The following is an 11,492-nucleotide window of genomic DNA, read 5'->3' on the forward strand; positions in this document are numbered from 1 at the left end:
AAACGGAGACCCCTGATGGGCTGTAAAAAACTCCTGGTGCTGTACACCGGCGGCACCATCGGTATGCAAATGAGCGCCAATGGCCTGGCCCCCGCGTCCGGCTTCGAAGCGCGCTTGCGCAGCCAGCAAGCGCTGGAAGCCCAACCACTGCCGCAATGGTCGTTTGCCGAGCTGCTACCCCCATCGACAGCGCCAATATGAACCAGCACAACTGGCTGGCGATGGTCGCAGCGATTCGCACCGGTATCGAGCGCGACGGTTGCGACGGCGTATTGCTGCTGCACGGCACCGATACCCTGGCCTACAGCGCCGCCGCCCTGAGCTTTCTCCTGCTCGGCCTGCCGGTGCCGGTGATGCTCAGCGGCTCGATGCTGCCGGCCGGGGCCGAAGGCAGCGATGCCTGGGGCAACCTGTTCGGCGCCATGCGCGCGCTGCAAGCCGGCGTCACGCCGGGCGTGCACCTGTACTTCAATGGCGCGCTGCTGCATGGCGCACGGGTCAGCAAGCTGCGCAGCGACGCCTTCGACGCCTTCCACGTACTGCCGCGCCAACGCCAGAGTGCACGCGCCGAAAGCATCCCGACCAGCATCGACTATCGCCAGCCGCGTCAGCCGGTCAACCTGGCCGTACTGCCGTTTTATCCCGGCATCCAGGCCAGCCATGTACGTGCCCTGCTCGACAGCGGCGTACAAGGTCTGCTGCTGGAATGCTACGGCAGCGGCACCGGGCCGGCGGATGATGCCGAGCTGCTCGGTGTGCTCAAGGCGGCGCATGATCGAGGCGTGGTGCTCGCCGCCATCAGCCAATGCCCGCACGGGCATGTTGAATTCGGCGTGTATGCCGCCGGCAGTCAACTGGCCAATGCGGGGCTGATCTCTGCGGGCGGTATGACCCGCGAAGCCGCACTGGGTAAACTGTTCGCCCTGCTCGGCGCGGGCCTGAGCCAAACCGAAGTGGAACACTGGTTTGCCCTGGATGTCTGTGGTGAACGCGCCGATTGAAGGCTGGGCTCTTGCAGCTAGGCTGTAAGGGCTTTACTAAACCAACGAGGTTGCCAGCATGCCCATCCGCATTCCCGTCGAAATCCGTCCGATAACCGACGCCGATCATGCCGCCTGGCTGCCCCTGTGGCAGGGCTATCAGCGTTTCTACATGACCGATATTAACGCCGCGACCAGCGACATAACCTGGCAGCGCTTTCTCGACCCCGCCGAGCCGATGCATGCCGCGCTGGCCTGGCACGAGGGCAAAGCCATTGGCCTGGTGCACTGGATCTACCACCGCTCGACCTGGACGGTTGGCGACTACTGCTACCTGCAGGACCTGTTTATCAGTAAGGATGTGCGCAGCAGCGGCGCCGGTCGTAAGCTGATCGAACACGTCTACCAGCAGGCCAAAGCCGAAGGCTGCTCACGCACCTACTGGCTGACCCATGAGAGCAATAGCCGCGCCATGTTGCTGTATGAACGCATCGCCGAGCGCTCGGGGTTTATCCAGTACCGCAAACTGTTTTAAGCCCCTGACCTTCTGGTCAGAAATTCTGACCCTGGTCTTGCCGCCGGTAAATGATGGCGCTATCGTCTGCGCCACGCCGGCCACTGAGCCACACGCGCACCTGGATCAGCAGACAGGGTAAACACTGAGCTGGCTAACCTGAACCCACCTTCAGAGGAGCCAACTCAATGGCTGCTACCCGTATCTGGATCAAAAACCCCCTCGCGATTTTTACCGCCAACACCCTCGACGCCGCCGGCGGCCTGGTCATTGAAGACGGTGTCATCAGCGAACTGCTCAAGGCCGGCCAACAGCCATCCCTGCCTTGCGATCAGACCTTCGATGCCCGCGAGCATGTGGTTCTGCCGGGGCTGATCAACACCCACCACCACTTCTATCAAACCCTCACCCGTGCCTGGGGCCCGGTGGTCAACCAACCGTTGTTCCCCTGGCTAAAGACCCTGTATCCGGTATGGGCGCGCCTGACCCCAGAGAAACTCGCCCTGGCCAGTAAAGTCGCGCTGGCCGAACTGTTGCTGTCCGGCTGCAGCACCGCCGCTGACCACCACTACCTGTTCCCCGGTGGCCTGGAAAACGCCATCGACGTACAGGTCGAAGCGGTACGCGAACTGGGCATGCGCGCCATGCTCACCCGTGGCTCGATGAGCTTGGGCGAGGCCGACGGTGGCCTGCCGCCACAGCAAACCGTGCAGCAAGGTGAGGTGATCCTGGCCGACAGCCAACGCCTGATTAAGCAGTACCACCAACGCGGCGACGGCGCGCAGATCCAGATCGCTCTGGCGCCCTGCTCACCGTTCTCGGTGACCCAAGACATCATGCGCCAAAGCGCCGAACTGGCCACAGAACTCGACGTACGCCTGCACACCCACCTGGCGGAAACCCTCGACGAAGAGGACTTCTGCCTGCAGCGCTTCGGCCTGCGCACCGTGGATTACCTGGACAGTGTCGGCTGGCTCAGCTCGCGCACCTGGCTGGCCCACGGCATCCACTTCAACCCGGATGAAATCCAACGCCTTGGCGCGGCCGGCACCGGCATTTGCCATTGCCCAAGCTCGAACATGCGCCTGGCCTCCGGCATCTGCCCGACCCTCGACCTGGAAGCCGCCGGCGCGCCCATCGGCCTCGGTGTCGACGGTTCTGCCTCCAACGATGCCTCGAACATGATTCTCGAAGCGCGTCAGGCTCTGTACATCCAACGCCTGCGCTACGGTGCCGAGAAAATCACCCCGGAATTGGTGCTGGGTTGGGCCAGCAAGGGCTCGGCCAAGCTGCTGGGGCGCAGCGACATTGGTGAACTGGCGGTGGGCAAGCAGGCCGACCTGGCCTTCTTCAAGCTGGATGAGCTGCGCTTCTCCGGCAGCCACGACCCAATCTCGGCATTGCTGCTGTGCGGCGCCGACAAGGCCGATCGGATGATGATCGGCGGCCAATGGCGGGTGATCGACGGGCAAATCGAAGGGCTGGATGTGGCGCAGCTGATCGCCGACCACCGTCAGGCTGCCAAGGAGCTGATTGCTGGCTGAATCGCGTAATCGGCTAATCCACGGCACGTAGGGTGGGTTAGGTGCCGAGTGCATCAGCATCGGCTAACTCGCCTTTGGCTGCACCGTAACCCACCGTATGGGCTGATACCGCCTGGTGGGTTACACGCCGCACTGCCACCGAGCCGTCTGGTAGAGAGTCGCTAGCGCCGTTAACCCACCCTACGATTTGCGCACTCGCAGCAGATCCGAGTCAGCCCCTAGAACACTGACCAACCAATCCGCTCGCTGAGCAACTCCAGCGCTTTAATTCCGGCCAGAGAGTTACCGGCGGCATTCAGCTCCGGCGACCACACGCACACGCTAAAACGCCCCGGCACTACCGCGACGATACCGCCGCCAACGCCACTTTTTCCCGGCAAGCCGACGCGGTAAGCAAAGTTACCCGCCTCATCATACAGGCCACTGGTGGCCATGATCGCGTTGACCTGTTTGCTCTGCCGCGCCGTAAGAATCTGCGCGCCACTGTGTTTGCAAAAGCCACCGTTGGCCAGAAAACCGAACGCCCGCGCCAGATCGACACAACTCATGCGCAGCGCGCAGTAACTGAAATAGCTGCGCAGCACCGCCTCGACGTCGTTATGGAAGTTGCCGAAGGATTGCATCAGGTACGCCGCCGCGGCGTTGCGCGCGCGGTGCTGGTATTCCGAGTCGGCGACCCGGCTGTCCACCAGCACCTCAGGGTTACCGGCCAGGCGCCGAACAAAATCGCGCATCGACAGCACGGGCGCGGCAAAGCGCGACTGGTTGATATCGCAGATCACCAGCGCACCAGCATTGATAAATGGATTACGTGGCCGACCGCGCTCAAGCTCCAGCTGCACCAACGAGTTAAACGGCTGACCGGAGGGCTCATGGCCCAGGCGCTGCCAGATATCCTCGCCGGAATGCTGAATGGCCTGTACCAGGCTGAAGACTTTGGAGATGCTCTGCACGGAAAACGCCGTATCCGCGTCGCCGGCGCAGTAGAGCTCGCCGTCGTTGCTGTACACCGCAATAGCCAACTGATTGGCCGGCACGTCGGCCAGCGCCGGAATGTAGTCGGCTACTTTGCCCTGACCAATCAGTGGGCGGACTTGATCGAGAATTTCATTCAACAGCGCTTGCATGCTCAGGCTCACCACAAGGCCCGAGCGCACCTCGGACGATGGCAGGTAGACGCCAACGCGGCATAGCGGATCACATAGCAATGGCGCCCCGCCGCCTAGCCCTCGGTTGACGACACAGCCCTGGCGTACCTCAACGCGCCGGCTAGAACTTTTCCGGGCGCAGCACTTCCACCTGAGTGAGGTAGCAGACCATGGCGAAATTCTCGTAGTAGCGAGCCTGCAGATGCTCGGCAATGCGCTCAGCCACATCCCGCGCACAGATGATCTCCAGGCGGATATTGCCCTCGGCTTCCCAGCCCGCGCTGCGTACGCCACGGCCACCGCGGCCACGCGCATCGGAAATGGTCCAGCCGGGCGCCCCAAGGGCAGGTAGGTCAGCCTCCAGTTTTTTCTCCAGCGCCGCTTCACAAATCACGGTCAGCAGGGTGCGCACATGTGCGTTCATATCAGAACCCCCAGGCAATAAGCTGTTCAGCCAGCATCAGGTACAGCGGGATGCCCAGCAGAATGTTGAAGGGAAAGGTGATACCCAGTGAAGCGGTGAGTGACAGCGACGGGTTAGCTTGCGGCAAGGCCAGCCGCAGCGCCGCCGGCACGGCGATGTAAGAGGCCGACGCGGCCAACGTCGCCAGCACCGCCGTACCGCCCAGGCTTAGGCCCATAAAGCGAGCCAACAGCGCACCGATCAGCGCGCCCAACAGCGGCATCAGCAAGGCAAAGCCCAGCAGGCGCAGACCAAACTGTTTCAGCGCGCCGAGCTGACCGGAGGCAATCAGGCCCATTTCCAACAAAAAGAACGCCAGCACCGGTTTGAACATGCTGGTGTAGAGCGGCTCCAGCGGCTTGATGCCCTCTTTGCCAGCGATTGCGCCAATGATCAGGCCGCCGAGCAATAGCATGATGCTCTTGCCGAGGAAGATCTCCCGGCCCAGTTCGCCCCAGTCGGTATCGCGCGCCAGCCCCTTGGCCAGGAGGATGCCGACCAGAATCGCCGGGATCTCCAGAATCGCCACAAACAGCGGCATGTAGCTTTCGAACTCGATGCCCTTGGCCAGCATGTAGGCCACCACCACGGCAAAGGTACCGGCACTGACCGAACCATAGTGCGCCGCCACGGCCGCCGCATTGACCCGGTCAAAGCCCAGGCCGCGCAATACGGCAAACGCCAGCAGCGGTAACACCACGCCGAGCCCCAGCACCAACCCCGCCTGGCCGAGCAATTGCCAGCTGGCTTGCTCGGCCAACTCCACGCCACCGTGCAGACCAATCGCCAGCAGCAATAGGATCGACAGGGTTTCATACAAGGCTGGCGGCAGTTTCAGCTCACTTTTTAGCAGGCCAGCAACCAGCCCGAAGACAAAAAACAGCACAACCGGATCCAGACTCACAGTGCATACCTCTGCCGATTCACCTGAAGGTAGACGCAAGTGTCGTCATACCCCGTACATAAAAGGTCATGCCCCTCCGCAAGCGTGCTGATACTCGCAGTTTGCGCCCAGCCAGACTACAGAGCCTTGCTGAGCGTAGCGGGGCATAACCGAAAAAAAGGGAGCCCTAAGGCTCCCTCGGGACTCAGGCACGTGGCCCAAAACCCTTGCCCGCACGCTTTAGCCGCGCGCTGGCGATGTAAAAAGAAGCCCCAAAAAAGCCATTCAAATGCCTGTTCAAACAGCCGGGGCTTCTGAGGTTAACCGTCGATTTCCACCAGTACATCACCCGGGTTGACCCGGTCGCCCTTGGCCACATGCACCGCTTTCACGGTACCGGCAATCGGCGCCTGCACTTCGGTTTCCATCTTCATCGCTTCGCTGATCAGCACCGCCTGGCCGGCCTTGACCGTATCACCGACCTTAACCAGCACGTCGACGATATTGCCCGGCATGCTGGTGCTGACATCGCCCGGCGCACTGGCCTGCTTACGCTTGTTGCCACTGCCGGCAACAAAATCGTTGAGCGGCTCGAACACCACTTCTTCCGGCATGCCGTCGATGGACAGGTAGAAGTGGCGCTTGCCATCGCTCTTCACGCCGACACCGGTGATGTCGACGCGGTAGCTTTCGCCGTGCACGTCCACCACAAACTCGGTCGGCACGCCTTCGCCACCGGCTGGGGCCACACCGCCTGCTTCGGGAATGGGCAGCAGCACTTCCGGGGTCAGGCTGCCGGCGGCGCGCTCTTCGAGGAACTTACGCCCGATATCCGGGAACATGGCATAGGTCAGCACGTCTTCTTCGGAGTGCGCCAGGCTGCCCACTTCCTCACGCAGCTTGGCCATTTCCGGCTTGAGCAGGTCCGCCGGGCGCACGTCGATCACGTCTTCACTGCCGATCGCCTGCTTGCGCAGCTGCTCGTTGATCTTGCCCGGGGCCAGGCCATAACGGCCCTGCAGGTAGAGCTTCACCTCGTTGGTGATGGTCTTGTAGCGCTCGCCGGCCAGCACGTTGAACACCGCCTGGGTGCCGACAATTTGCGAGGTCGGCGTCACCAGCGGTGGGAAGCCGAGGTCTTCACGCACGCGCGGGATTTCCGCGAACACTTCGTTGATGCGATTCAGCGCGCCCTGCTCTTTGAGCTGGTTGGCCAGGTTGGACATCATCCCGCCCGGCACCTGATTGACCTGCACCCGGGTGTCGACGGTGGTGAACTCGCTTTCAAACTGGTGGTACTTCTTGCGCACCGCATGGAAGTACAGGCCGATGTCTTGCAGCAGTGCCAGGTCCAAACCGGTGTCGTATGGGCTGCCCTTGAGCGCCGCCACCATCGACTCGGTGCCCGGATGGCTGGTGCCCCAGGCCATGCTGGAGATGGCGGTGTCGATATGGTCGGCACCGGCTTCAATCGCCTTCATCTGGCACATCGCGCCCATGCCGGCAGTGTCGTGGCTGTGGATAAACACCGGCAGATCAACCTCGGCTTTCAGCGCCGTGACCAGGTCAAAGGCCGCATAGGGCGTCAGCAGCCCGGCCATGTCCTTGATCGCCACCGAGTCGATGCCCATGGCTTGCATGGCCTTGGCCTGCTTCACGTAGGCTTCGACCGTGTGCACCGGGCTGACGGTGTAACTCAGGGTGCCTTGGGCATGCTTGCCGGCGGCTTTCACCGCCTCGATCGATACGCGCAGGTTACGCACGTCGTTCATCGCGTCGAAGATGCGGAACACATCGATGCCATTGACCGCCGCCTTGGCCACGAAGGCTTTGACCACATCGTCGCTGTAGTGGCGGTAGCCGAGCAGGTTCTGCCCGCGCAGGAGCATCTGCAGCCGGGTATTGGGCAGCGCTGCCTTGAGTTTGCGCAGGCGCTCCCACGGGTCTTCCTTGAGGAAGCGAATGCAGGCGTCGAAGGTCGCGCCACCCCAGACTTCCAGCGACCAGTAGCCAACCTGATCGAGCTTGTCGCAGATCGGCAGCATGTCCTCGGTGCGCATGCGCGTGGCAAGCAGCGACTGGTGGGCATCGCGCAGGACGGTGTCAGTGACGGTGATTTTTTTGTGAGTAACGGGCTTGCTCATGTTCTGATCCTTCCCTTACAGGCCGGCGTGGGCAGCAATGGCGGTGGCGATGGCGATGGCCAGGTGCGACGGGTTGCGCTTGATCGAGTACTCGGTCAGCTCAGGGTGCGCCTCGACGAAACTGGTGTTGAACTGACCACTGCGGAATTCCGGGTTACGCAGAATTTCCTGGTAATAGGCGGCGGTGGTTTTCACCCCCTGCACACGCATGTCGTCCAGGGCGCGCAGGCCGCGGGCCAGGGCTTCTTCCCAGGTCAGCGCCCAGACCACCAGCTTCAGGCACATGGAGTCGTAATACGGCGGAATGGTATAGCCGGTGTAGATCGCCGTGTCTGTGCGCACGCCGGGACCGCCAGGGGCGTAGTAGCGGGTGATCTTGCCGAACGAGGGCAGGAAGTTGTTCTTCGGGTCTTCGGCATTGATGCGGAACTGCAGGGCGAAGCCGCGGTGGATGATGTCTTCCTGCTTGACCGACAGCTCCAGGCCCGAGGCGATGCGGATCTGCTCGCGGACGATGTCGATACCGGTGATTTCCTCGGTGATGGTGTGCTCCACCTGCACCCGCGTGTTCATCTCCATGAAGTACACCTCGCCCTCGGCGAGCAGGAACTCCACGGTACCGGCGTTCTCGTAACCCACCGCCTTGGCCGCACGCACCGACAGGTCGCCGATATAGGCACGCTGTTCGGGGGTCAGCTGCGGGCTGGGGGCAATTTCAATGAGTTTCTGGTTACGCCGCTGGATCGAGCAATCGCGCTCGAACAGGTGCACCACATTGCCGAAGCTGTCACCGAGAATCTGCGCTTCGATGTGCTTGGGATTAACGATGCATTTTTCCAGGAACACTTCCGCCGAACCGAAGGCCTTGGTGGCTTCGGAAATCACTCGAGGGAAGGCTTGTTCGAGCTCTTCGCGGCTGTTGCAGCGGCGAATACCGCGACCGCCACCGCCGGAAGTGGCCTTGAGCATCACCGGGTACCCGATGCGGTCGCCCTCGCTCAGGGCTTCGGCGATATCCGCCACGTTGCCCTCAGTGCCCGGCGTCACCGGTACACCGGCCTTGATCATGCTGCGCCGCGCTTCCGTTTTGTCGCCCATGCGGCGGATCACTTCGGCGCTCGGGCCGATAAATTTGATCCCGCGCTCGGCGCAGATTTCCGCCAGCTCGGCGTTTTCCGAGAGAAAGCCATAACCCGGGTGCAAGGCATCGCAGCCGGTTTCCACGGCCAGGTTGACCAGCTTGCGCGGGTTCAGATAACCCGCCAGCGGGTCCTCACCAATGCCATGCGCCTCGTCTGCACGTTTGACATGCAGGGCATGGCGGTCGGCATCGGAATACACTGCGACCGAACGAATATTCATTTCGGCACAGGCTCGCACAATGCGTACGGCAATCTCACCGCGGTTGGCTATCAGGATTTTCTTGATCACGAGCCAGCATCCTCGATCACGTGAACAGGCAACCGACAAAGCGGTCGACGTGTGACCACAACAGCAACGGCGGTCAGGCGCCCAAACTACGCCGAGCGGGTGAATAACCAAAATCAATATTTATTGGGTTTAGTATTAGCTAAGACTTATAGTTGCCCGCAGAACAGCCAGCCATATAGGTAATAAGCGTGCGTAAGTCTTTGCTGCGTATGACATTTCGTCAGCTTCGGGTATTCCGCTCTGTGTGCAGCCATCTGTCTTACAGCCGTGCGGCCGAGGAGATGGCCCTGACCCAGCCCGCCGTCAGCCTGCAGATTCGCCAACTGGAGGAACTGATAGGCCAGCCGCTGTTTGATTACGTCGGCAAGAAGCTCTACCTAACCGAGGCTGCAGAAGCCCTGCAACGCGCCAGCGCGGATATTTTCGGGCGTTTGGAAAGCTTCGACATGCAGCTGTCCGACCTGCAGGGTTCACTGCAAGGGCAATTGAGCCTGGCGGTCGAATCCAGCGCCAAGTACTTCATTCCTCACCTGTTCGCCGCTTTTCGCCGGCAATACCCGGAAGTTAACTTACAACTGGTGGTCACCAATCACAGCCAGGCGATCAAGCGCCTGAACGCCAATCGCGATGATTTGCTGATCATGTCGCGGGTGCCCACGGACATGAATCTGGAGTTTCTGCCCTTCCTGAATAACCCGATCATCGCCGTGGCGCCGCCCGATCACCCCCTGTGCAGCCAGGGCGCCTTGAGCCTGCCAGACCTCACACCCTTCCCGCTGCTGATCCGCGAAGCCGGCTCGGGCACCCGCCAGGCCTGCGAAGAGTATTGCCACCAGAAGCGTGCGCACTTCGCCCACACCCTGGAAGTCGGCTCTATAGAAGGACAGTGTGAAGGGGTGATCGCCGGCCTCGGCCTGGCGCTACTGCCACGCCACGCGGTGCGCCGCGAGCTGGAGTGCGGCGCCCTGCGTGAACTGCCGGTGGCCGAGCTGCCGCTGCTGCGCAGCTGGTGCCTGGTGCACCCGCGCGGCAAATACTTGTCACCGGTGGCCCAGGCGTTTTTCGCCTTCGTGCGCGATCAACGCAGCCTGATCAACGCCCTGGCAGAGCGTTTCGCTGAGCCGGCGCCTGCTTCCCAGCCAGGTAGTTAGCGGCAATCAGCTCGGGGTAATCCACCCACTGCTGCTGTAAACGGCGCTGCTCGGCATGCGCCTCGATGGCGCGACGGTATTCCATGCGGCGTTGATCGAGGATCTTGCGCCGTGCTTTGGCGTCGCTATTTTCATGAGCCTGCGGTTTATCCAGATAGCCAGACATAGGGGCAACTCCCAAGCTGAATAAGGGAGTACCAGCATCGACTCTGGATATGACGGTTTGATGGCCGCGCGATAACGGGGCGATGACATCAGCCGCGGCGCGCCGAAACCGGGCTCAGCGCTGCGCAACCCTACGAGTGGGCTCGCGGATCACGCCGGGACGTATTCGGACGACCAACTGAACGGCCTGCAGCGCCTCAGTCTTCGCTGCTCTTATGCGTCTTCGGCGACAGCCGCAGACTGCGCAGACTGCGCTTAACGCTCTTGAGGTGGTTAACCAGGCCTGGGCCGCGGGCCATGGCCACGCCCATGGCGAGCACGTCGATCACCACCAGGTGAGCGATGCGCGAGGTCAGCGGGGTGTAGATCTCAGTGTCTTCCTGCACGTCGATGGCCAGGTTGACCGTGGCCAAATCGGCCAGCGGGGTCTGGCTCGGGCACAGCGTAATCAGCGTCGCGCCGGTCTCACGCACCAGGTTGGCGGTGATCAGCAAATCCTTGGAGCGCCCGGACTGGGAGATGCAGATGGCCACGTCAGTCGGCTTCAAGGTCACCGCGCTCATCGCCTGCATATGCGGGTCGGAATAAGCCGCGGCCGTCAGCAGCAAACGGAAGAATTTGTGCTGCGCATCCGCCGCCACCGCGCCGGACGCACCAAAACCGTAAAACTCGACGCGCTGGGCGTTGGCGATAGCAGCGATGGCCTTTTGCAGGGCCTGAGTGTCGAGCTTCTCGCGCACCTCGATCAAGGTGTGCAGGGTGGTGTCAAAAATCTTCAGGCTGAAGTCGGCGACCGAGTCATCTTCATGAATCGCGAACTGGCCAAAGCTGGCACCGGCAGCCAGGCTCTGCGCCAGCTTGAGTTTTAGGTCCTGAAACCCGGTGCAGCCGATCGCCCGGCAGAAGCGCACGATAGTCGGCTCGCTGATGCCAACACTGTGCGCCAATTCGGCCATAGAGCTGTGCATGACTGACGCAGGGTCGAGCAGAACATGTTCAGCGACTTTGAGTTCTGATTTGCGAAGTAGATCGCGCGACTGGGCAATGTGTTGCAACAGGTTCACAGGTT

General features: G+C 61.8%; 10 protein-coding genes and 1 pseudogene. 4 read left to right on the forward strand and 7 right to left on the reverse strand.

The window, feature by feature from the left end; translation table 11 throughout:
• The first annotated feature begins 15 nt into the window (after positions 1-15).
• The 3 genes and pseudogenes from ACEPAJ_RS21465 (at position 16) to ACEPAJ_RS21475 (ending at position 3,038) form a co-directional block, all read left to right on the forward strand.
• Positions 16-1,001: pseudogene (locus ACEPAJ_RS21465) on the forward strand (asparaginase).
• Between the two features lie 58 nt (positions 1,002-1,059).
• Positions 1,060-1,515, forward strand: a complete 456-nt coding sequence (locus ACEPAJ_RS21470) for a GNAT family N-acetyltransferase (RefSeq protein ID WP_425917744.1) — start codon at positions 1,060-1,062, stop codon at positions 1,513-1,515.
• Positions 1,516-1,682: 167 nt separating this feature from the next.
• Positions 1,683-3,038, forward strand: coding sequence for an 8-oxoguanine deaminase (locus tag ACEPAJ_RS21475; RefSeq protein ID WP_425917746.1), 1,356 nt, complete (start codon positions 1,683-1,685; stop codon positions 3,036-3,038).
• 218 nt (positions 3,039-3,256) lie between these two features.
• Here ACEPAJ_RS21475 and glsB read toward each other — a convergent pair whose 3' ends face one another.
• The 5 genes from glsB to ACEPAJ_RS21500 all read right to left on the reverse strand — a co-directional run bounded on the left by glsB (position 3,257) and on the right by ACEPAJ_RS21500 (position 9,107).
• Positions 3,257-4,165: a glutaminase B gene (gene glsB / locus ACEPAJ_RS21480; RefSeq protein WP_425917748.1), complete on the reverse strand. Its 909-nt coding sequence runs from the start codon at positions 4,163-4,165 to the stop codon at positions 3,257-3,259.
• A 142-nt stretch (positions 4,166-4,307) separates the two neighbouring features.
• The gene (locus ACEPAJ_RS21485; RefSeq protein ID WP_274088059.1) at positions 4,308-4,610 is read right to left on the reverse strand and encodes a P-II family nitrogen regulator; all 303 of its coding nucleotides are present in this window, start codon (positions 4,608-4,610) and stop codon (positions 4,308-4,310) included.
• A gap of 1 nt (position 4,611) precedes the next feature.
• Positions 4,612-5,553 (reverse strand): sodium-dependent bicarbonate transport family permease, encoded by a 942-nt coding sequence (locus tag ACEPAJ_RS21490; protein ID WP_425917750.1) that lies wholly within the window; start codon positions 5,551-5,553, stop codon positions 4,612-4,614.
• A gap of 299 nt (positions 5,554-5,852) precedes the next feature.
• The gene (oadA, locus tag ACEPAJ_RS21495) at positions 5,853-7,676 is read right to left on the reverse strand and encodes a sodium-extruding oxaloacetate decarboxylase subunit alpha (RefSeq protein ID WP_425917752.1); all 1,824 of its coding nucleotides are present in this window, start codon (positions 7,674-7,676) and stop codon (positions 5,853-5,855) included.
• Positions 7,677-7,691: 15 nt separating this feature from the next.
• Complete coding sequence (locus ACEPAJ_RS21500) at positions 7,692-9,107, reverse strand: acetyl-CoA carboxylase biotin carboxylase subunit (protein ID WP_425917754.1); 1,416 nt, start codon at positions 9,105-9,107, stop codon at positions 7,692-7,694.
• Between the two features lie 188 nt (positions 9,108-9,295).
• Here ACEPAJ_RS21500 and ACEPAJ_RS21505 point away from each other — a divergent pair, with 188 nt between their 5' ends.
• Entirely contained in the window at positions 9,296-10,258 is a 963-nt protein-coding gene (locus ACEPAJ_RS21505) for a LysR family transcriptional regulator (protein ID WP_425917756.1), read from the forward strand.
• On the opposite strand, the gene ACEPAJ_RS21510 is transcribed toward ACEPAJ_RS21505, so the two are convergent.
• Both ACEPAJ_RS21510 and hexR read right to left on the reverse strand, forming a co-directional pair.
• Positions 10,200-10,424 (reverse strand): PA3496 family putative envelope integrity protein, encoded by a 225-nt coding sequence (locus ACEPAJ_RS21510; RefSeq protein WP_274088064.1) that lies wholly within the window; start codon positions 10,422-10,424, stop codon positions 10,200-10,202. The two genes, ACEPAJ_RS21505 and ACEPAJ_RS21510, sit on opposite strands and share 59 nt — an antisense overlap.
• A gap of 196 nt (positions 10,425-10,620) precedes the next feature.
• Entirely contained in the window at positions 10,621-11,487 is an 867-nt protein-coding gene (hexR, locus tag ACEPAJ_RS21515) for a transcriptional regulator HexR (protein ID WP_274088065.1), read from the reverse strand.
• Between the last annotated feature and the right edge of the window lie 5 nt (positions 11,488-11,492).

The sequence above is a fragment of the Pseudomonas sp. GWSMS-1 genome, assembly GCF_049847425.1.
Classification (GTDB): domain Bacteria; phylum Pseudomonadota; class Gammaproteobacteria; order Pseudomonadales; family Pseudomonadaceae; genus Aquipseudomonas.